The organism is Thioclava sp. F36-7, from assembly GCF_002020075.1.
GTDB classification, from domain to species: Bacteria; Pseudomonadota; Alphaproteobacteria; order Rhodobacterales; family Rhodobacteraceae; genus Thioclava; species Thioclava sediminum.
In genome coordinates this window covers 140,161-159,309 of the sequence record NZ_MPZR01000008.1, presented here as the reverse complement: position 1 = coordinate 159,309, position 19,149 = coordinate 140,161, and the positions used below count along the sequence as shown (strand labels likewise).

18 protein-coding genes and 1 tRNA gene are annotated in these 19,149 nt (G+C 65.2%); 8 read left to right on the top strand and 11 right to left on the bottom strand.

Annotation, left to right across the window (positions count from 1 at the left end):
- The first annotated feature begins 144 nt into the window (after nt 1-144).
- The 4 genes from ihfA to BMI89_RS15840 all read left to right on the top strand — a co-directional run bounded on the left by ihfA (nt 145) and on the right by BMI89_RS15840 (nt 2,725).
- A complete protein-coding gene (ihfA, locus tag BMI89_RS15855) occupies nt 145-444 on the top strand; it encodes an integration host factor subunit alpha (RefSeq protein ID WP_075775489.1) in 300 nt (99 codons plus the stop codon).
- 27 nt (nt 445-471) lie between these two features.
- The gene (locus BMI89_RS15850) at nt 472-1,416 is read left to right on the top strand and encodes a MerR family transcriptional regulator (RefSeq protein WP_078571780.1); all 945 of its coding nucleotides are present in this window, start codon (nt 472-474) and stop codon (nt 1,414-1,416) included.
- 87 nt (nt 1,417-1,503) lie between these two features.
- Nucleotides 1,504-1,581: transfer RNA gene (locus BMI89_RS15845), tRNA-Pro, on the top strand.
- Between the two features lie 61 nt (nt 1,582-1,642).
- A complete protein-coding gene (locus BMI89_RS15840; protein WP_078571779.1) occupies nt 1,643-2,725 on the top strand; it encodes a 2'-deoxycytidine 5'-triphosphate deaminase in 1,083 nt (360 codons plus the stop codon).
- A 287-nt stretch (nt 2,726-3,012) separates the two neighbouring features.
- On the opposite strand, the gene BMI89_RS15835 is transcribed toward BMI89_RS15840, so the two are convergent.
- Nucleotides 3,013-4,185, bottom strand: coding sequence for an FAD-dependent monooxygenase (locus tag BMI89_RS15835; RefSeq protein ID WP_078571777.1), 1,173 nt, complete (start codon nt 4,183-4,185; stop codon nt 3,013-3,015).
- Nucleotides 4,186-4,308: 123 nt separating this feature from the next.
- A complete protein-coding gene (gene dksA / locus BMI89_RS15830; RefSeq protein WP_078571776.1) occupies nt 4,309-4,731 on the bottom strand; it encodes an RNA polymerase-binding protein DksA in 423 nt (140 codons plus the stop codon).
- Nucleotides 4,732-4,969: 238 nt separating this feature from the next.
- Here dksA and BMI89_RS15825 point away from each other — a divergent pair, with 238 nt between their 5' ends.
- Entirely contained in the window at nt 4,970-5,812 is an 843-nt protein-coding gene (locus BMI89_RS15825; RefSeq protein ID WP_078522911.1) for a MoxR family ATPase, read from the top strand.
- A gap of 61 nt (nt 5,813-5,873) precedes the next feature.
- A complete protein-coding gene (locus BMI89_RS15820) occupies nt 5,874-6,875 on the top strand; it encodes an aldo/keto reductase (protein WP_078571774.1) in 1,002 nt (333 codons plus the stop codon).
- A gap of 65 nt (nt 6,876-6,940) precedes the next feature.
- Here the strand turns inward: BMI89_RS15820 and BMI89_RS15815 are convergent, their stop codons facing one another.
- From BMI89_RS15815 to BMI89_RS15775, 9 genes are all read right to left on the bottom strand, one after another.
- Nucleotides 6,941-7,156 carry a hypothetical protein gene (locus BMI89_RS15815; RefSeq protein WP_078571773.1) on the bottom strand — a complete coding sequence of 72 codons (216 nt, stop codon included), beginning with the start codon at nt 7,154-7,156 and terminating at the stop codon, nt 6,941-6,943.
- 14 nt (nt 7,157-7,170) lie between these two features.
- Nucleotides 7,171-7,827 carry an SMC-Scp complex subunit ScpB gene (gene scpB, locus BMI89_RS15810; protein WP_078571772.1) on the bottom strand — a complete coding sequence of 219 codons (657 nt, stop codon included), beginning with the start codon at nt 7,825-7,827 and terminating at the stop codon, nt 7,171-7,173.
- Nucleotides 7,824-8,606 (bottom strand): ScpA family protein, encoded by a 783-nt coding sequence (locus BMI89_RS15805; RefSeq protein ID WP_078571770.1) that lies wholly within the window; start codon nt 8,604-8,606, stop codon nt 7,824-7,826. The genes scpB and BMI89_RS15805 overlap by 4 nt, the downstream gene beginning before the upstream one ends.
- Entirely contained in the window at nt 8,599-9,600 is a 1,002-nt protein-coding gene (locus tag BMI89_RS15800; protein WP_078571768.1) for a glycoside hydrolase family 3 N-terminal domain-containing protein, read from the bottom strand. Before BMI89_RS15800 ends, BMI89_RS15805 begins: the two co-directional genes overlap by 8 nt.
- Nucleotides 9,600-10,646, bottom strand: a complete 1,047-nt coding sequence (locus BMI89_RS15795; RefSeq protein WP_078571767.1) for an SPOR domain-containing protein — start codon at nt 10,644-10,646, stop codon at nt 9,600-9,602. The genes BMI89_RS15800 and BMI89_RS15795 overlap by 1 nt, the downstream gene beginning before the upstream one ends.
- A gap of 74 nt (nt 10,647-10,720) precedes the next feature.
- Nucleotides 10,721-12,466 (bottom strand): arginine--tRNA ligase, encoded by a 1,746-nt coding sequence (argS, locus tag BMI89_RS15790; protein ID WP_078571765.1) that lies wholly within the window; start codon nt 12,464-12,466, stop codon nt 10,721-10,723.
- A 144-nt stretch (nt 12,467-12,610) separates the two neighbouring features.
- Nucleotides 12,611-13,033 (bottom strand): heme-binding protein, encoded by a 423-nt coding sequence (locus BMI89_RS15785; protein WP_078571764.1) that lies wholly within the window; start codon nt 13,031-13,033, stop codon nt 12,611-12,613.
- Nucleotides 13,030-15,195 carry a malate synthase G gene (locus BMI89_RS15780; RefSeq protein WP_078571762.1) on the bottom strand — a complete coding sequence of 722 codons (2,166 nt, stop codon included), beginning with the start codon at nt 15,193-15,195 and terminating at the stop codon, nt 13,030-13,032. Before BMI89_RS15780 ends, BMI89_RS15785 begins: the two co-directional genes overlap by 4 nt.
- A gap of 167 nt (nt 15,196-15,362) precedes the next feature.
- Nucleotides 15,363-15,695: a hypothetical protein gene (locus BMI89_RS15775; RefSeq protein ID WP_078571761.1), complete on the bottom strand. Its 333-nt coding sequence runs from the start codon at nt 15,693-15,695 to the stop codon at nt 15,363-15,365.
- A 321-nt stretch (nt 15,696-16,016) separates the two neighbouring features.
- Here BMI89_RS15775 and pepN point away from each other — a divergent pair, with 321 nt between their 5' ends.
- The gene (gene pepN / locus BMI89_RS15770; RefSeq protein ID WP_078571759.1) at nt 16,017-18,587 is read left to right on the top strand and encodes an aminopeptidase N; all 2,571 of its coding nucleotides are present in this window, start codon (nt 16,017-16,019) and stop codon (nt 18,585-18,587) included.
- A gap of 141 nt (nt 18,588-18,728) precedes the next feature.
- Nucleotides 18,729-19,142, top strand: a complete 414-nt coding sequence (locus BMI89_RS15765; RefSeq protein ID WP_078571758.1) for a hypothetical protein — start codon at nt 18,729-18,731, stop codon at nt 19,140-19,142.
- Nucleotides 19,143-19,149 lie beyond the last annotated feature (7 nt).

Below are 19,149 nucleotides of genomic sequence, written 5' to 3'. Positions count from 1 at the left end.
CGCGGCCTCTCTGCATTCGTTTTACGCGTTTCTTGCGCAAACGCGCGTGAGCCCGCGCATCAATCCCGTCCGCCAAGTGCTTGATATTGACTCGGGAATTACGGTCGGTCACTGTTAGCGAAATTCTTTATCCGGGGGGATAGGATGTCGAAGACCCTGACGCGCATGGATCTGAGCGAAGCGGTGTTCCGCGAAGTCGGATTGTCGCGCAATGAATCGGCGCAGCTCGTCGAAAGCGTGCTGCAGCATATGTCCGACGCCCTCGTGGAGGGCGAGACGGTCAAGATCAGCTCGTTCGGCACCTTCTCGGTGCGCGAGAAAGCCAAGCGCATGGGCCGCAATCCCAAGACCGGCGAAGAGGTTCCGATCTCGCCGCGTCGCGTGCTGTCCTTCCGTCCCTCGCATCTGATGAAGGACCGCGTGGCGGCGGGCAACTCGAAGTAACCCGATAACAAATGACAGGTCCTACCGATGGGTAAATCCGCCGACGCGTTTCGGACGATCTCTGAGGTTTCAGACCTTCTCGACACGCCGACCCATGTTCTTCGGTTCTGGGAGAGCAAGTTCACGCAGGTGAAACCAGTCAAGCGTGCCGGCGGGCGGCGGTATTACCGGCCTGCCGATGTGGCGCTTCTGGGCGGTATCAAGCATCTGCTGCATGAAGAAGGCATGACCATCCGCGGCGTGCAGAAACTGCTGCGCGAGGAAGGCATCCGCGAAGTCGCCGCCCGTGGCGAGGTCAGCGTCGAGGATGAGCGCGAGGCCGAAGAGACCACGCAGAGCGCCCCTGAGCCGATCGCCCCGGTTGCCGCGCCTCAGCACAGCCCGACCCCGCAAGAGGCGCCTCAGGCGCAGGACGCGCCTCCGAGCGAGCCCGAGTCGACCGAGGCAGCGCCTGACGAAATCGCTCCGCGAGAGGCGGCCTCTCTCGAGGACAGCGCGCAAGATACAGCTGAACACGAGTCCCAGACCGAGTCGCTCCCTGAGCGCCCCGAGGAACTGCTCGACCTCAGCCCCGCCGAGGACGCCCCCGTCGAGGCCCATCAGGGTGGCTCGGTGACACCCTTCCCTGCCCCGTCGCAGCCTTCCTTCTTCGAAGAGCCGGAGACCGCCTCCAGCGAATCCCCGGAAGAAGACGAGTCGGAGGACGACGTAGAGGCCCCGATGGCGCTCGATGTCGAACCCGAACCCGAGCCTATGGCTCCTGTCGTCGCGATGACGATCGATCGCGGGCCGCAGGAACGCGCCGCGAAAATTGCCGCGCGTCCGGACCTCGCACGGCTCTTGCATGGGCTGCGTACGCTCGATCCGGCGCGGCTGAGCCCCGCCGATCGGGGCGATCTGCGCATGTTGCGCCTGCGTGCGCAGGCCCTTCAGGTGCGGCTCGCACAGCATGGCTCCGCGCAGGCGGAATGAGTGATCTTAACCCCGGACGAATTGGCGTGAATTTTCTCTCACTAACTGCTTGCACCCGCCGCCCGGTTCGCACTATATCCCCCTCGTCGGGCTGTGGCGCAGCCTGGTTAGCGCGTCCGTCTGGGGGACGGAAGGTCGTGAGTTCGAATCTCGCCAGCCCGACCAATTCGACAAACGCCCACCTCTTCATCGGGGTGGGCGTTCGTGTATCCGGAGGAGGGATCGGATGACCATCGGCGTGCTGCCTGACACGATGCTGCAAGACATGATCACGCGCGGTGAGATCGCCGCCGAGCCAGCCATCATCCCCGAACAGATCCAACCTGCGAGCCTCGATCTGCGGCTTGGCACCGTGGCCTACCGGCTGCGCGCCTCGTTCCTCGCGGGCAAGGGCCAAAAGGTTTCGCACCGCCTGCATGACTTCGAGATGCACCGCATGGCGCTGACCGATGACGGCGTGGTGCTGGAGAAGGGCTGCGTCTATCTCGTGCCGCTGATGGAGACCCTCGCGCTGCCCGAGGGCGTCACGGCGGTCGCCAATGCCAAAAGCTCCACCGGGCGACTCGATCTGCTCACGCGCCTGATCACCGATGACGGCACCGAATTCGACCGAATCCCCGAAGGCTATAACGGTCCGCTTTATGCCGAGATCTGCCCGCGCAGCTTCTCGGTGCTGGTGCGACCCGGAATGCGGCTCAACCAGATCCGCTTCCGCGCCGGTCAGGCGGTGCTCAGCGATGCCGAGCTGAAGATCCTGCACCAGCAGGAGCCGCTTGTGGACGGCCCCGCGGTGATCGACGAGGGTCTGGGCTTCTCGGTCGATCTGAAGCCCGCCGAGGGCGATCTGGTGGGCTACCGCGCCAAACCCCATACCGGCGTGATCGACATCGACAAGATCGGCCATTACCCGGCCCGCGATTTCTGGGAAGAGGTGCGCGCCTCCGATGGCCGCATCATCCTCGATCCCGGCGCGTTCTATATTCTCGTGAGCCGAGAGGCGGTGACGATCCCGCCCGACCACGCCGCCGAAATGGCGCCCTATTTGGCGATGGTCGGCGAATTCCGCGTCCACTACGCAGGCTTCTTCGATCCCGGTTTCGGGCACGGCGCTGCCGGCGGCACCGGTTCGCGCGGGGTGCTGGAGGTGCGCTGCCACGAGGCCCCCTTCGCGCTGGAGCATGGCCAGGTCGTCGGCCGCCTCGTCTACGAGCGCATGGCCGAGGAGCCGCGCCAGCTTTACGGCAAGGACATCGCCTCGAACTATCAGGGACAAGGCCTGAAGCTCGCCAAACATTTCCGGATGGGGTGAGCCGGGAATAGCGGCCTTCCAGTGGAAGGACGCCCCGGCGAGGGCCCGGAGCGCAAGCAAAGGGACGGGGAAAGCTCTGAACTGGCGAGACGTGAGGTCTTTGTTACCGCCCGAGACGACCAGCCCCGGGCAGCGCCCGACCTCCCCCCGGGAGGGCGCTATTGCACCGCCACTGCGCGCGCAGATGTCTCAAGGATACGTCTAGACAAATCACAGACCACATAAGCTGCACGCGCCCACCCGAGGTCGGGCGCAGCCCTATGCGCCCTCAGGCACGCACGATCGCCCTACCCCGCCTGCTGCGTCACATCATACCCGTAGATCCAGTCGAACCGCCCCACGAGCCGCTCCGGCGTGAAACGCGAGGCAGCACGCAGCGCGAGATGACCAAAGGTGCGCGGCGCTCCTGACAGGTGATAGTTCCGCGCGTTCTTGTTCGCAGCAGTCACGATCTGATCGCAGCGATCCCAGCGCGCGTTCTGATAGGCGGCGAAGGCCACGTCGTCGGTCTCGAAATTGGCGAGCGCCTCGGCGAGAACCCAGGCATCCTCCATCGCCATAACCGCCCCCTGCGCGAGGAAGGGCAGCGTCGGATGCGCGGCGTCGCCCAGAATCGCGACGCCGGGCGCGAACCAGCGCTCGGCCACGGGGTGACGGAACAGCCCCCAGAGGTTCACCTTCTCGACCTGATCGAGCCAGCCACGCACGGTCGGGCAGAAATCCTCGAAGGCGGTGCGCAGATTGATCGGATCATCCTCGAGCGCCCAGCTTTCCTCGACCCAGCGATGCCGCTCCTCGACGGCCACGACATTGCGCAGCCCCCGGCCCAGCGGATAGCTCACAAGATGCTTGCCCGCGCCCATGAAGACCTGCGCGATCTTCGGCTCGGCATCGTCGCATGGCACCAGCGCGCGCCACGCCACCTGATGGGTAAAGAACGGCGCCACCCGCCCGTTGAGCGCCTCGCGCGTCTTGGAATTGAGCCCGTCCGCGCCAATCAGAAGGTCGGTCTCGATCTCGGCGCCCTGTTTGGTGTGCAGCACCGGATGCGGCCCGGACAGGTCCACCCGCTCAATCTGCTGCAAAAGCCGGATTTTCACCCCTGCCTCGCGCGCCCCATCGGCCAGCAACTCGATCAGCCGGGCGCGATGGACGAAATGGTAATCCGCATCGGGGCGCAGCCGCGCCATGTCGAGCTTGGCGACCTGGCTCCCGGTCTCGCCATCGACGAGCCGCACCGCCTCGGCGCGCGGCCCCGCCGCCTCCAGCGCCTTACCCAGCCCCAGAGCGCGCAGCACCGCCGCCCCGTTGGGCGAGACCTGCAGCCCGGCGCCCACTTCGCGGATCGCCTCGGCCTGTTCGAGCACCTCGACATCCGCGCCGCGCATAGCCAGAGCCCGCGCCACGGTCAGCCCCGCGATCCCTGCACCCAGAACCGTAACCTTGCGCCCGATCAGCATGGGACCTCCTTCAAAAGCGAACACCGGCACCTTGGCGGTGCCGGTGTCGAATTGTTTTGCGCGCCTTCCCGCCCGAAGGCAACGCGCGTTTTGTGCATCCCCACACGCAGTCCGCGCAGGCGATCAGTCGTCGCGATGCACCCGTTCGCGGCGCTCGTGTTTTTCCTGCGCTTCCAGCGTCATCGTCGCGATCGGACGCGCATCGAGACGCTTGAGCGAGATCGGCTCCCCGGTTCTCTCGCAATAGCCGTATTCGCCATTGTCGATGCGGCGCAGCGCCGAGTCGATCTTGCTGACCAGCTTGCGCTGACGGTCGCGGGTGCGCAGTTCCAGCGCACGATCGGTTTCCTCGGAGGCGCGGTCGGCAATATCGGGAACGTTGCGCGCGGATTCCGCGAGACCTTCCAGCGTTTCAGCGGATTGTTCGAGAAGTTCGGCCTTCCACGCCAGAAGCTTTCTGCGGAAATATTCCAGCTGCCGGTCATTCATGAAGGGTTCATTCTCGGCCGGACGATAATCATCCGGAAGGAATACTTCAGCTCTCATACCTGCCCTCTCATACGTGCCGGGGGCGTCACCATGATCGTCATTCGCCATCGGCCAACTCTCCTCGGGCGAGGCAATACCCCAAGAACACAGTGTTGTCACGTCCGCATTCGCCCGGACTGCGTGTTTCCTCATCAATTCTTACGCCCGGGTTGCGGCAGCATTTTGGCGCAGATAGGTTGCAAACGATTTGCGCAAGATCATTGCGCAGCGATCTCGAAACCGGAGCGTGTTCCCCGTGCAATTTCAATCGACCGACAGCTATGTCGCCCCGCCCGATCTGACCGTCGCGGTCAATGCCGCCGTGGCGCTGGAGCGCCCCCTTCTGGTGAAGGGCGAGCCGGGCACCGGCAAGACGGAACTGGCGCGGCAGGTGGCGCAGAGCCTCGGGATGGAGATGGTCGAGTGGAACATCAAATCCACCACCAAGGCGCAGCAAGGGCTCTACGAATATGACGCTGTAAGCCGGCTGCGCGACAGCCAGCTGGGCGACGAACGCGTCAACGACGTGAAGAACTACATCCGCAAGGGCAAGCTCTGGCAGGCCTTCGAGGCGGGCGAGAAGGTCGTGCTGCTGATCGACGAGGTCGACAAGGCCGATATCGAGTTCCCGAACGACCTGCTGCAGGAGCTCGACAAGATGGAGTTCCACGTCTACGAGACCGGCGAGACGATCCGGGCCAAACACCGCCCCGTCGTCATCATCACCTCGAATAACGAGAAGGAACTGCCCGACGCCTTCCTGCGCCGCTGCTTCTTCCACTACATCCGCTTTCCAGAGCCGGAAGTGATGCGCGAAATCGTCGCCGTCCACTTCCCCGACATCAAGGACCGCCTGCTGACCGAGGCGCTGAGCCAGTTCTACGAGATCCGCGAGACCCCGGGTCTGAAGAAGAAACCCTCGACAAGCGAAGTGCTCGATTGGCTGAAGCTGCTGCTGGCCGAGGATCTGAACCCCGAAGACCTCAAACGCGAAGGCGCGAGCCTGCTGCCGAAGCTGCACGGCGCGCTTCTGAAGAACGAGCAGGACGTGCATCTGTTCGAGCGGCTGGCCTTCATGGCGCGACGTCAGGGGCGGTAGTCCCAAGGAACCCAACTACCCCGCTCACGTTGCCTCCTTCTGCAAAACAGAAAGGTGACCCATGTCCGACAGATACAAACTCCCCCACCCGATCGGCATGGGCGGCGTCGCGCTTGGCAATGAGTTCCGCGTCACGACCGACCGGCAGGCGGCGGACACGCTCGACGCCGCGTGGGAGGCCGGCATCCGCTATTTCGACGTGGCGCCGCATTACGGGCTGGGCTTAGCAGAACGCCGCTACGGGCAGTTCCTGCATCACAAGCCGCGCGAGAGCTTCGTGCTCAGTTCGAAGGTCGGGCGGCTGCTGAAGGCGGGGCCGCAGCATCGCAATCAGCAGCTCATGCCCTACTCCCCCTCGCCCAATATCGAGGTCTACGACTACAGCCGCGATGGCACGCTGCGCTCGATCGAGGACACGTTGCAGCGCACCGGACTCGACAGTCTCGACGAGGTCTTCGTGCACGACCTCTCGCCCGATAACGGCGCACTGCCGCAGGACTGGCTGGAGCTGTGGCCCGAGGCCGTCGAGGGCTGTTTTGCGACGCTCAGCGAGCTGCGTGACCAAGGGGTGATCAAAGCCTGGGGCATGGGCGTGAACCGGCCCGAGCCGATCCTGAAATCGATGGAAGACAGCGATCCGGACCTGCATCTGATGGCAAGCCAGTATTCGCTGGTGGAACACGACCACGCGGTCGAGACGGTCTTCCCGGCGGCGCGCAAGCACGGCAACAGCTTCGTCATCGGCTCGGCGCTGAATGCGGGCTTCCTCGCGGGGCTGCACCGCTACCACTACGGCGACAAGAACAGCGTCATCGCGAAAGAGCGTATGGAGAAGCGCGACCGGTTGAGAGAAGTCGCCTTCGATCACGGCGTGAACCTGCTCGCAGCCGCCCTGCAATTCGCGAAAGCGCCGGATGTCGCGCAGGCGGTGGTCGTGGGGCTTGGCCGTCCCGACGAGGCGATCGACGACGCGGCCGCGATGGACATGCCGATTCCGGCGGAGTTCTGGCAAGACCTGCGCGCGGCGGGGCTGATCCACAAGGATGCGCCGACGCCCGATTGAGGGTGAGAAACCTAAAGACGCGAAAGGGTGCCTCGGCCCGTCCGGCGGCGCCCTTTTCTATGCGTTCACATGCGTCGCGTTATCCGCGCCGCCTTCCTTGCCCGCTTCACCGCGTCGCGCGCGGTCTGGGCCTGCTTGCGCTCCTGCGCCGTCATCGGGCCGGCGCTCTTGCCCTTGCCGCCCCGCTTCGAGGCCATACCGACGCCCTTGTTGATCCCCCAGTTGATCCCGCGGCGCAGGAACATCCGGATGACCATGTTGATAATCTGGTTGAAGTTCATCGGATATCCCCCTGTCAATCCTCGAACAATTCGGACTGGCCGGTCTGGGCCTCGTCCTCCTCGTCGTCCTCCGAACCTGCACCCGGAAGGGGGCGCGAGTCCAGCAGACCGGCGGCGCGCAGTTCCTTGAGGCCCGGCAGGTCGCGGGCGCTCTCAAGGCTGAACTGGTCGAGGAATTCCTGCGTCACGACGAAGGTAACCGGGCGACCCGGCGTCATCCGGCGGCGGCCGAAGCGGATCCATTCCATCTCCAGCAACTGGTCGATCGTGCCGCGCGAGACGGCGACGCCGCGGATCTCTTCGATCTCGGCGCGGGTGACCGGCTGGTGATAGGCGATGATCGCGAGCGTCTCGACGGCGGCGCGGGACAGCTTGCGCTCCTCCACCGTCTCCTTCTGCATCAGGAAGGCGAGATCGGGCGCGGTGCGCACGGCCCAGGCGTCACCGACCTTCACCACCCGCACGCCACGCCCCTCGTAGCGCTTGCGCAGATGCACGAGCGCCTCGGCGGGGTCGCAGCCATGCGGCATCCGCTCTTCCATCTCGCGCAGTCGGACGGGTTCGGCAGAGGCGAATAGGATCGCTTCGACCATCCGCTCCTGCTCGGCGATGGGCGGCGCTGCAAAGAGGGTTTCTTCTTTTTCTTCAGACTGTTCCGGCTCGTCGTTCATGTCTTTTTCCGGATCGAAATGGGTTGGAACGTATCGCTCTGGCGCAGCTCGATCTGGCCTTGCTTGGCCATCTCCAGCGAGGCCGCGAAAGTCGCGGCGGTGGCCGAGCGTCGGCGTTTGGGATCGGCCGTCCAGCCGTCGGGCAGGAAGGTGCTCAGCTCCGACCAGCCGCCGGCGAAACCGATCAGCCCGCGCATCCGGTCCAACGCCTCCTCCATCGTGAAGACATTGGTCCGATCGAACGCATAGGGGCGGAATTCGTCGCGCGTGCGGATGCGCGCATAGGCCTGCATCAGGTCCATCAGCGAGGCCGAATAGGTGACCTTGCGGACGCGCTCGACCTCTTCCGAGATACCGCGCGCGAAGGTGTCGCGCCCCAGCCGGTCGCGCGCCATCAACTGCGCCGCCGCCTCGCGCATCGCCTGCAGGCGTTCCAGCTGGAAAGCCAGATGTTCGGCCAGATCTTCCGCTGAGGGGCCTTCGGCCTCCGGATCGGGCGGCAGCAGCAGGCGCGATTTCAGGAAGGCGAGCCACGCCGCCATCACGAGGTAATCGGCGGCCAGTTCGATGCGCAGCGCCTTGGCGCGGTCGACGAAGGCGAGATATTGCTCGGCCAGTTGCAGCACGGAGATCTTGCGCAGATCGACTTTCTGGCTGCGCGAAAGCGTCAGCAGAAGGTCGAGCGGGCCTTCGAACCCGTCGACATCGACGATCAGCGCCTCGGCCTGAAGCCGATCCGCTACCGTTTGGGAGTCGAACAGATTTTCGGTGTCACTCATCCATGCCGCCGCTCAAGAGTGCCTCAAGTTCGGCATCGAGCGCGGCCATGTCAACTGTCTCGGGCGGCAGGCGCCGGTCCAGCGCGGCCTCGGCGCGGGCCTTTGCCGCCTCGCTCATCGCCGGGGCGGCCATCGCCACTTCTTCCATCGCGGGCATGTCGCCCTTGCAATGGAGCACCAGATCACAGCCAGCGGCCAGCGCGGCAGCCGTGCGTGTCCCGAAGCCGCCCGCCAGCGCCTCCATCCCGATATCGTCGCTCATCAGCAGCCCGCCGAAGCCGATCTCCTCGCGGATCATCTTGATGATCTTCGCGCTTTGGGTCGCGGGGGCGTCATCTAGCGCAGTGAAGCGGATATGCGCGGTCATCCCCAGCGGGAGATCAGCGAGCGCCTTGAAGGGCGCGAAATCAGTCGCGATCAGATCGGCCTTGGAGGCCTCGACCACCGGCAGGTCCTTGTGGCTGTCGGAGATCGCACGGCCGTGGCCGGGGATATGCTTGATGACCGGCAGCACGCCGCCCGCTAGAAGCCCGTCGGCGGTGGCGCGAGCATTGGCGATCACGGTGGCCGCATCCTTGCCCAGACAGCGGTTTTGCAGGAACGGATGGGTCAGAAGCCCCGCGATATCGCAGGTGGGCGCGCAGTTCACGTCGATGCCGACCGCACGCAGTTCCTCGGCCATGATCCGCGAGCGCAGCCAGAACGAGCGCGGAGCCGCATCCCCTGCCCGCTTCGCCTGCTCCAGCGGCGGCAGCCATTCGCGCCATTGCGGACCGCGCATCCGCTGCACCCGCCCGCCTTCCTGATCGATCAACACCGGCGCATCGCGCCCCACGGCCCCGCGCAGCGCATCGGTCAGCCGGGCGACCTGCTCGGGCGTGTCGATATTGCGCGAGAACAGGATGAAGCCCCACGGGTCGGCCTCGCGGAAGAAATCGCGTTCACGCGCGGAGAGCTCGGTCCCCTCGCAACCGAAGATCGCCGCGACGCCCATCAGCGCGCCTGCGTCGGGATGCAGTTCTGCCGCTCGGCCACGAGGGCGGCACAGAACTGGCGCGCTTCGGTCACGTCGTCAAAGCCCGCGACGCGCAGGCGATAGAAATCGCGCCCACCGGAGCTGGCCTTCTGCACCACGCGCTTCTTGCCGGACATCAGCGCGTCGAAGCGCTTGGCGATGCGGTCCCATTCGCCCTTGGCGGCGGACTCAGTGTCGAAGGCGCCAAGCTGCACGAGGCGCGTGCCAGCGGACAGTTCCGCAGGATCGATGTCAACGACGCCTTTTTCGGCCTGTCCCGCCGACATCTGCTTCGTCACCGCCTGCTCCAGCGCCGCCGCCAGAAGCTGATCGCGCATCGGCTTGGTCTGCGGCCGCGGCGAGCGCGAGACGCCCGGAACCGTAGCCGGGATCACGCCACTGACCGCTTCGCTCTCGGGCGTTGCCTCCTGCTCGACCGCATCGGGGCGTGTCTCGGGCATGGCCGGGCTCATCAGCGCAGGCTTCACGGGAATGTCGGGCGCGTCTTTCACCTGAGAGGGATCGGCATTGAGCGCAGCAGGCTCGAGCGCCGCGATCGCGGCCTCGACTGCCGGATTGGACGCAGCGTCAGCCTCATCGCTCGCCACCTTGGCCTCAGCTGCCAGCTCGCCCATCGGCTTGTCGTCGTCGGTGAAGCCTTCCGGGCTGGGCGCGAGCGTCACTTTCTCGGGCGCAGGCGCCGCCTGCCCCGTGCCAGCGACGTCGTTCACGGCAAGACCGGTATGGCGCGCAAGTTCGCCGCCCGGGTCTTCGGGCGCGATCCGGGCGGGCCCGTCCATCGCGCGGATCACCGGCACGCCGTTGAGGTCGCGCATCGCCAGCTTGTAGCCCCAGACCACCAGACCCGCGATCATAGCCACGGATGTCAGCGCGCCGGCCACATTGACCCATCGCGATACGACGCGTGGCGCACGTTCAGGAGTGGGATCTTCGGGATGCGCGTAATGGGGCTGCGGGTGTTCATGCCCGTAACCCCCACTCTCGCGGTAGTCGTAGGTCGTCATGCTCGTCGCCTCGCCGCCGGTTGCCCGGCCTTGCCCGGTTAACCCGGAATTTGCCTGTTCCCGGCGGCGTGCGTTTATCGCATCTCTTCAGCCGGGGTCACGCCAAGAATACCAAGACCGGCGGAAATGACAACGGCGCTGGCACGGGCGAGGGCGATTTTCGCCGCCGATGCGGCCTCATTGCCATCCTGCAGGAAGCGCAGGGCCGGCTCGTCATTGCCACGGTTCCACAGGCTGTGCAGGTCCGAGGCGAGATCGTAGAGGTAGAAAGCCACCCGGTGCGGCTCGTTCGCGCGCGCCGCGATCTCCAGAAGACGCGGCCATTCGGCGATCTTCTTGACCAGTTCCAGCTCGGACGGATGCCAGTCGCCGGACAGATCGACCTCGGCCAGACGCGCATCGGACATATCCCAGCCAGCCTCCGCCGCCTTGCGCAACACCGAGCAGACCCGGGCATGGGCATATTGCACGTAGAAGACCGGGTTGTCCTTGGACTGCTCCAGCACCTTGTCGAAATCGAAATCCAGCGGCGCGTCGTTCTTGCGGGTGAGCATGTGGAAGCGGGTCACATCCGCGCCCGCCTGCTCCACCACGTCGCGCAGCGTGACAAACGTGCCCGCGCGCTTCGACATCTTGAAGGGCTCGCCATTCTTGAACAGCTTCACCAGCTGGATCAGCTTGATATCAAGCGTCACCTTGCGATTGGAGAGCGCAGCCACGGCCGCCTTCATCCGCTTCACATAGCCGCCATGGTCGGCGCCGAAGACGTCGATCAGCAGATCGTAACCGCGGTCGATCTTGGTCCAGTGATAGGCGATATCGGGCGCGAAATAGGTCCACGAGCCGTCCGACTTCTTCACCGGGCGGTCCACGTCATCGCCATATTCAGTCGAGCGGAACAGGGTCTGCTCGCGCTCCTCCCAATCCTCGGGCAGCTTGCCCTTCGGCGGGTCGAGCACGCCTTCGTAGATCAGCCCCAGATCCTCGAGCCGCTTCAGCGCCGCTTCGATCTGGCCGGTGCCGTAGAGCGATTTCTCGGAGGAGAACACATCCATCTTCACGCCGAGACAGGCGAGATCCCCGCGGATCATCTCCATCATCTGCTCGGTCGCGAATTCGCGGATATCTTCGAGCCAGTCTTCCTCGGGCTTGTCGAGCAGGCTCTCGCCATACTTGGCCTTGATCGCCTCGCCAACCGGGATCAGGTAATCGCCCGGGTAAAGCCCCTCGCGGATTTCCGGCTCGAGGCCACAGGCTTCGCGATAGCGCTCATAGGCGGAGCGGGCGAGCACATCGACCTGCGCGCCACCATCGTTGATGTAATATTCCCGCGTGACGTCGTAGCCCGCGAAGTCCAGCAGGCTCGCCAGCGCATCGCCGAAGACCGCGCCGCGCGTATGGCCCACATGCATCGGGCCGGTGGGGTTCGCGGAGACATATTCCACGTTGACCTTCACACCCTTGCCCAGATCGGAACGCCCGTAATCCGCGCCCTCTTTCAGCACGGCGTGGGTCACATCGACCCAGACCTTCGGATCGAGGCGCAGGTTGATGAAGCCGGGACCGGCCACATCGGCGCTGACGATCCGATCATCTGCGGCCAGCTTGCCCGCCAGCGTCTCGGCGATGTCGCGCGGCTTCGATTTGGCGGGCTTGGCCAGCACCATCGCGGCGTTGGTCGCCATGTCGCCATGCAGCGGATCGCGCGGCGGCTCCACCGCGACGTTTGCGTAGTCCAGCCCCTCGGGCAGCGCGCCCTCGGAAACCATCTGATCGAGTGCCGCAATCACCGCGGCGCGGATGTCGGAAAACAGGTGCATTCTCATTGTCCTTATTTGCGCTCTCCCCTGCCAGAGCGAGCCGGGCGCGTCAATGGCCCGAGCGGGGGCCAAGCGGGAGCAGAGACGACGCGGGCGGCCCGGCATCGCCTGCCGGACCGCCCGAAATCGAACCTTGCGAGAGGCTCAGTCCTCGGCAGTAAAGCCCGCAGCCTCGATCCCAGCCACGGCCACTTTCGCATCATTGTCCGAGGTATCGCCGGTGACGCCCATCGCGCCGATCACAGCGCCGCTCTCGTCGCGGATCAGCACGCCGCCGGGCACCGGACAGGTCTTGCCGTCATAGATGCCATTCACCGCGGCCATGAAATAGGCCTGCGCCTCGGCCCGCGCCATCTGCGCCTTGCCGCCCATGCCCAGCATCACCGCGCCGTAAGCCTTGGCGCGCGCGATCTCGAAGCGGCCCGGCGCCGCGCCATCGGCGCGCGCGAAAGCCAGCGGGTGGCCGCCCGCATCCAGCACGATCGCCGAGAGCGGTTTCAGTTCGTCTTCCACACCTTGCGCGAGCGCGGTGTCGATCATCTTCTGCGCTTGTTCGAGCGAGATCATGCGCGTTCCTCCTTCACTTGCAGGCGGCGCTGATGCAGCACCGGTTCCGTATAACCCGAGGGTTGGACCGTTCCGAGGAAGCACAGATCGCAGGCCGCCTGGAAGGCGAAGCCGTCATAGCCGGGCGCCATCGGGCGGTAGTTCGGGTCGCCCTCGTTCTGGCGGTCGACGACCTTGGCCATCTTGCGCAGCGCCTCCATCACCTGACCCTCGCTGACCAGCCCATGTTCGAGCCAGTTCGCGATCGCCTGGCTGGAAATCCGGCAGGTCGCGCGGTCTTCCATCAGGCCCACGTCGTGGATGTCGGGCACCTTCGAGCAGCCGACACCCTGATCGACCCAGCGCACGACATAGCCGAGGATGCCCTGCGCGTTGTTCTCGATCTCGGTGCGGATTTCCTCTTCCGAGTAGTTCTTCCCGCGTGCGAGCGGGATCGTCAGCAGATCGTCGAGCCGCGCCGGGCGGTTCATCGCGGCGATCTCCTGCTGGCGACGCTTCACATCGACCTTGTGGTAATGCGTGGCATGCAGCGTGGCCGCCGTCGGCGACGGCACCCAGGCGCAGTTCGCACCCGCGAGCGGATGATTGACCTTGGCCTCGAGCATATCGGCCATCCGGTCGGGCATCGCCCACATGCCTTTGCCGATCTGCGCCTTGCCCGCCAGCCCGCAGGCCAGCCCGATATCGACGTTGCGATCCTCATAGGCTTCGATCCACGGCTGGCCCTTCATCTCGCCCTTGGCGAGCATCGGACCGGCCTGCATCGAGGTGTAAATCTCGTCGCCCGTGCGATCGAGGAAGCCCGTGTTGATGAAGGCCACGCGGTTCTTCGCGGCGCGGATGCATTCCTTGAGATTGACCGAGGTGCGGCGCTCCTCGTCCATGATGCCCAGCTTCACCGTGTAACGCGGCAGGCCCAGAACCTCTTCGACTTTGTCGAAGATCTCGGTCGCGAAGGCGACCTCTTCGGGGCCGTGCATCTTCGGCTTCACCACATAGACCGAGCCGGTGACCGAGTTGCGCGGACCTTCGGTCTTCTTGAGGTCATGCATCGCACAAAGCGTGGTGACCATCGCGTCCATTAGGCCCTCGAAGGCCTCTTCACCGTCGCGGGTCAGGATCGCGGGCGTAGTCATCAGGTGGCCGACATTGCGCACCAGCATCAGCGAACGCCCTTTTAGGGTGATCACCTCACCGCCGCCGCCGGTGAACTGGTAATCGCCTTCGAGCCGACGGATCGTCTTCTCGCCGTTCTTCACGACGTTTTCGCGCAGATCGCCTTTCATCAGGCCCAGCCAGTTGCCATAGGCCTGAACCTTGTCCTCGGCATCGACGCAGGCGACCGAGTCCTCGCAATCCATGATCGTGCTGATCGCGGCCTCGAGGATGACATCGGCGATATCGGCGGGATCGGCCTGCCCCACCTCGGTGGTCGGGTCGATCTCGATCACGAGATGCAGCCCGTTATTTTCCAGCAGAACCTCGGACAGCGCGCCCTCGTCGGAAATGTTGAACCCGAGGAACTGCGCCGGATCGGCCAGCCCGGTTTCGCCCACCGCGTTCTCCACGAAGAAGACGCCGTTCTCGACGCGCAGCGCGGTCACGCCGGTCCAGCTGCCGCCTGCAAGCGGCACCGCCTCGTCGAGAAATGCCTTCGCGCGCTCGATCACGCGGGCGCCACGCTCGGGGTCATAGCCCTTGCCCAGCGGCAGATCGCCAAGCGCGTCGGTCCCGTAAAGCGCGTCGTAAAGGCTGCCCCAGCGCGCATTCGCGGCGTTGAGCGCATAGCGCGCATTGGTGATCGGCACGACGAGCTGCGGACCGCAGACGGTGGCGAATTCGGGATCGGTTTCCGGCGTCTCGATCTTGAAGTCGTCGCCTTCGGGCAGGAGGTAGCCGATCTCTTTCAGGAAGGATTTATAATCTTCGAAATCAAAGCCTTCGGCGCGGTGATGCGCGTGCCAGTCGTCGAGCTTGGACTGGATCGACTCGCGCGTCTCCAGAAGTGCGCGGTTCTTCTGCCCCTGCGTATGCAGCAGGTCCGACAGCCCTTCCCAGAAGCGCTCCGGCGCGACGCCGGTCCCCGGCAAAGCCTGATCCTCGATGAAGGCGGCCAGTTCGACCGCCACCTGCAGTTCGTTACGTGCGACCCGCTGTGCCATTGTGCCCTCCCGGTTTTCTTAGACGCGTACTAGATGAAACCGCTGAGCGTGAATGTCCAGCGGATTGCCTGTCGCGGGCGGGAAGACGCTAAGACGGTGAAAGGGCGTAAAAAGGCCAGCGGCTCACGGAAACGGGAGCGATGCAGCCGTGCGCGACCCGTCCGAGCTCACTGCTGGACCGGGTCGGCCTCCGTCGCGTCGCCATTGCTTTCAACATTGCCGACACCGGTCGTCTCGGGCGCTTGCGTGGTGGACAGACCAATCCCGTCCAGCGGCTTCGCCGGCGGCTCCGAACGCACGACACCCTCGGTCTCCGGCGCGGGTTGCGTCGTGACCTCGGCCTGACTTGCATCGCTTGCCGCGGGCTCCGAGGTATCTGTGGCCATCGCGATCCAGACCAGGATCACCGCCACGCCCAGCACCGCGACGATCGCGATCCCGATCAGGGCGGGGGCGTGTCTCTTCTTCTGGGTCTTCATATTGGTATCGGGTGCGGACATCGGATGTCCTCCTTCCATCTTTCCAAATTCCATGTCGGGGCGGTCGCGACCTCGCGCCAAGCCGCCCCCTTCACCTCAGGTAACGCAACCCACCCGCTTCAGGTTCGCCCGGCCTGCCACGCGTCTCTCAGAGCAGTCCGCGAAACCGCTTTGAAAACCCCGAGCGGGGCAGATACTGTTCCGCCAGCTGCGGGACAGCGACGCCAAGACCGGGTCGCGCCCGCCGAACATCAGAGGTGCTGCTCACGCAAAGGCGAACTTGCTTTCGCTCGGGCGCGCGCCACCTGAAATAACCCGAAGTTAATTAGGAATATCGTTAGAATGTCCGCTGAACTGACGGCTGCCGACGCCCCTGCCAAGCGCCTGAGCGACTACCGCCCCTACCCCTTCACCCTCGAGACCGTGCGGCTTGATTTCACGCTCGACCCGGACGCGACCGAGGTGCGCGCGCGTCTCGCCTTCTCGCCCCGGCAGGAGGCGGCCGCGCTGGAACTCGATGGCGAAGATCTGGAGCTTGTCTCGGTCGCAGTGGACGGGCGCGCGCTGACGCCGGACGACTACGAACTTAGCAAGACGGGCCTGACGATCCCGGCGCATGTTCTGCCGTCTCAGGCCTTCACGCTGGAAACCGTCACGCGGATCGCACCGTCGAAGAATACCGCACTCGAAGGGCTTTATATGTCCAACGGCATGTATTGCACGCAATGCGAGGCCGAGGGCTTCCGCAAGATCACCTACTACCCGGACCGCCCCGATGTGATGGCGCGCTTCCACGTCACGATCACCGGCGACCAGCCGGTGCTGCTGGCGAATGGCGATCTCGTCGAGAGCCGCGAGGGCTATGCCGAATGGGTCGATCCGTGGCCCAAGCCCGCCTATCTCTTCGCGCTGGTCGCGGGCGATCTGCGCGCACATTCGGGTACATTCACCACGATGTCGGGCCGCGAGGTCGCGACGAATATCTGGGTCCGTCCGGGCGACGAGGACCGCTGCGACTTCGCCCTGCAGGCGCTCCACCGTTCGATGCGCTGGGACGAAGAGGCCTATGGGCGCGAATACGACTTGGACATTTTCAACATCGTCGCCGTCGATGACTTCAATATGGGCGCGATGGAGAACAAGGGGTTGAACATTTTCAACTCCAAATGGGTTCTCGCCTCGCCCGAGACCGCGACAGACGCCGATTACGAGCGTATCGAGGGTATCATCGCCCATGAGTATTTCCACAACTGGACCGGCAACCGGATCACCTGTCGCGACTGGTTCCAGCTGTGCCTGAAAGAGGGGCTGACAGTCTATCGCGACCAGCAGTTCACCGGCGACATGCGCGGCCATGCGACGAAGCGGATCGACGATGTCCTCTCGCTGCGCGGACGACAGTTCCGCGAGGATCGCGGCCCGCTCTCGCACCCACCGCGCCCCGATCATTACCGCGAGATCAACAACTTCTACACCGCGACCGTCTATGAGAAGGGCGCCGAGATCGTGGGCATGCTGCACCGCTTGCTGGGCGCAGAGGGCTACCGCGCCGCGCTGGATCTCTATTTCGAGCGCCATGACGGGCAGGCCTGCACGATCGAAGACTGGCTGAAGGTCTTCGAGGACAGCTCGGGCCGCGATCTGAGCCAGTTCAAGCGCTGGTATACCGATGCGGGCACGCCGACCCTGCGGGTGCGCGACAGCTTCAAGGACGGCACGTACACGCTTGAATTCGAACAGGAAACGCGCCCCACTCCCGGCCAGTCGGAGAAGCTTCCGCGCCACATCCCGATCGAAGTCGGCCTTCTGTCCGAGAATGGCGACGAGGTCCTGCCCTCCACCGTGCTGGAGATGACCGAGGCGAAACAGAGCTTCACATTCGACGGGCTCGCGACGCGCCCCGTGCCCTCGATCCTGCGCGACTTTTCCGCCCCCGTGCGGCTGGAGCGCGACGTCGACACGTCCGAGCTGGCCTTCCTGCTGACCCACGACCGCGACCCGTTCAACCGCTGGGAAGCCGGCCGCGCGCTGGCCCAGAAAGTGCTGATCGGCCGGGTGCTGGGACAGGAAACCGACGCGTCCTTCTCCGATGCGATCGGGGCGCTCCTGCGCGACGAGACCGCCGATCCGGCCTTCCGTGCACTGTGCCTGAACCTGCCCTCCGAGGACAGCATCGCGCAGGCGCTCTACGATCAGGGCGAGACGCCCGATCCCGCGGCGATCTACGCGGCGCGCGAAGGGCTCGCCCGCGATCTGGCTACTGCGCATAAGACGCTTCTGGCCGAAATCTTCACCAGCACCGAAGCGACGGGCCCCTATAGCTCCGATCCCGAGCAGGCCGGTCCGCGTGCGCTGCGCCTTGCGGTCCTGCGGCTTCTGAACCGTATCGACGGTGGGGCTCGGGCGGGGGCGCTTTTCGCCTCGGCCGAGAACATGACCGAAAGCCTCGGCGCGCTCGCAGCACTGGTGCAGACCGGGCAGGACGCCGCGGCCATGGCCGAATTCCGCGACCGCTGGCAGGGCGACCGGCTGGTGATGGACAAGTGGTTCCTCGTCCAGCTGGCCAATTGCCCGCCCGAAATGGCGCTGGAGCGCGCCGAGGCGCTGACCGACGATCCGCTCTTCACGTGGAAGACACCGAACCGCTTCCGCGCGCTGATGGCTGGGCTGTCGGGCAATCACGCGGGCTTCCACCGCGCGGACGGGGCGAGCTATCGCTTCTATGCCGACTGGCTCCTGAAGCTCGATCCGGTCAATCCGCAGGTCGCCGCCCGCATGTCCACCGCTTTCGAGACGTGGACGCGCTATGACGAAGGTCGGCGCGAGGAGATGCGCGGCGAGCTGGAACGGATCGCCGCCCAGCCGGGCCTCAGCCGCGACCTGTCGGAGATGACGCAGCGTCTGTTGAGCTAATTTCCGCTCAGCGCCCTTGGGCCCACCCATCTCACCACGGATTGGCCGTATTTTCGGCCCATCCGTGCCGGGTTCGCGAGCTACGAAACGCGGACGCCCGCGCCTTGCGGGCGTTACGCAATTTCGCGGATGGGCTCGACCATGGACGACAATGAATTTGAATACCGACACCAGGCCCGACGGGCGGGAGGCTATCTCGCCCTCGCCTTCGGGATGGCGCTGCTTTACGGCGCAATGAAACTGACTGCGACGACCTGGATTCATGTCGCCGCGTGGATCTATCTCGCCCTCACTTTGTACAAGCTGATGCGCAACCGCTCGGGGCTGCTGCGGATCACGCCTGCGCGAATGGAGGTCTATCGCAACGGGCGGCAATTGGGCACGTTCCCGCTTGCGCAGATCGACTCGGCGCGGCTGCGGCGGCGCAAGCTTGCGGGCGACGAATGCATGGTCACGCTGCGCGACGGGCGTCGCGCCTACCTGCCACGAGAGGCCACGCCGCCGCTCGACCGGCTCAGCGCGATTTTCGAATCCTATGGGGTGCCGGTGGTCTGATCCCCAA

Coding starts and splice junctions, on each gene's coding strand:
- scpB (WP_078571772.1), bottom strand. CDS start 7,827: ATGAACGACGAGCCGGAACAGTCTGAAGAAAAAGAAGAAACCCTCTTT.
- BMI89_RS15765 (WP_078571758.1), top strand. CDS start 18,729: ATGGACGACAATGAATTTGAATACCGACACCAGGCCCGACGGGCGGGA.
- dksA (WP_078571776.1), bottom strand. CDS start 4,731: ATGAGAGCTGAAGTATTCCTTCCGGATGATTATCGTCCGGCCGAGAAT.
- BMI89_RS15815 (WP_078571773.1), bottom strand. CDS start 7,156: ATGAACTTCAACCAGATTATCAACATGGTCATCCGGATGTTCCTGCGC.
- BMI89_RS15840 (WP_078571779.1), top strand. CDS start 1,643: ATGACCATCGGCGTGCTGCCTGACACGATGCTGCAAGACATGATCACG.
- BMI89_RS15800 (WP_078571768.1), bottom strand. CDS start 9,600: ATGGGCGTCGCGGCGATCTTCGGTTGCGAGGGGACCGAGCTCTCCGCG.
- BMI89_RS15795 (WP_078571767.1), bottom strand. CDS start 10,646: ATGACGACCTACGACTACCGCGAGAGTGGGGGTTACGGGCATGAACAC.
- BMI89_RS15820 (WP_078571774.1), top strand. CDS start 5,874: ATGTCCGACAGATACAAACTCCCCCACCCGATCGGCATGGGCGGCGTC.
- ihfA (WP_075775489.1), top strand. CDS start 145: ATGTCGAAGACCCTGACGCGCATGGATCTGAGCGAAGCGGTGTTCCGC.
- BMI89_RS15850 (WP_078571780.1), top strand. CDS start 472: ATGGGTAAATCCGCCGACGCGTTTCGGACGATCTCTGAGGTTTCAGAC.
- BMI89_RS15785 (WP_078571764.1), bottom strand. CDS start 13,033: ATGATCTCGCTCGAACAAGCGCAGAAGATGATCGACACCGCGCTCGCG.
- BMI89_RS15780 (WP_078571762.1), bottom strand. CDS start 15,195: ATGGCACAGCGGGTCGCACGTAACGAACTGCAGGTGGCGGTCGAACTG.
- argS (WP_078571765.1), bottom strand. CDS start 12,466: ATGCACCTGTTTTCCGACATCCGCGCCGCGGTGATTGCGGCACTCGAT.
- BMI89_RS15775 (WP_078571761.1), bottom strand. CDS start 15,695: ATGTCCGCACCCGATACCAATATGAAGACCCAGAAGAAGAGACACGCC.
- BMI89_RS15835 (WP_078571777.1), bottom strand. CDS start 4,185: ATGCTGATCGGGCGCAAGGTTACGGTTCTGGGTGCAGGGATCGCGGGG.
- pepN (WP_078571759.1), top strand. CDS start 16,017: ATGTCCGCTGAACTGACGGCTGCCGACGCCCCTGCCAAGCGCCTGAGC.
- BMI89_RS15805 (WP_078571770.1), bottom strand. CDS start 8,606: ATGAGTGACACCGAAAATCTGTTCGACTCCCAAACGGTAGCGGATCGG.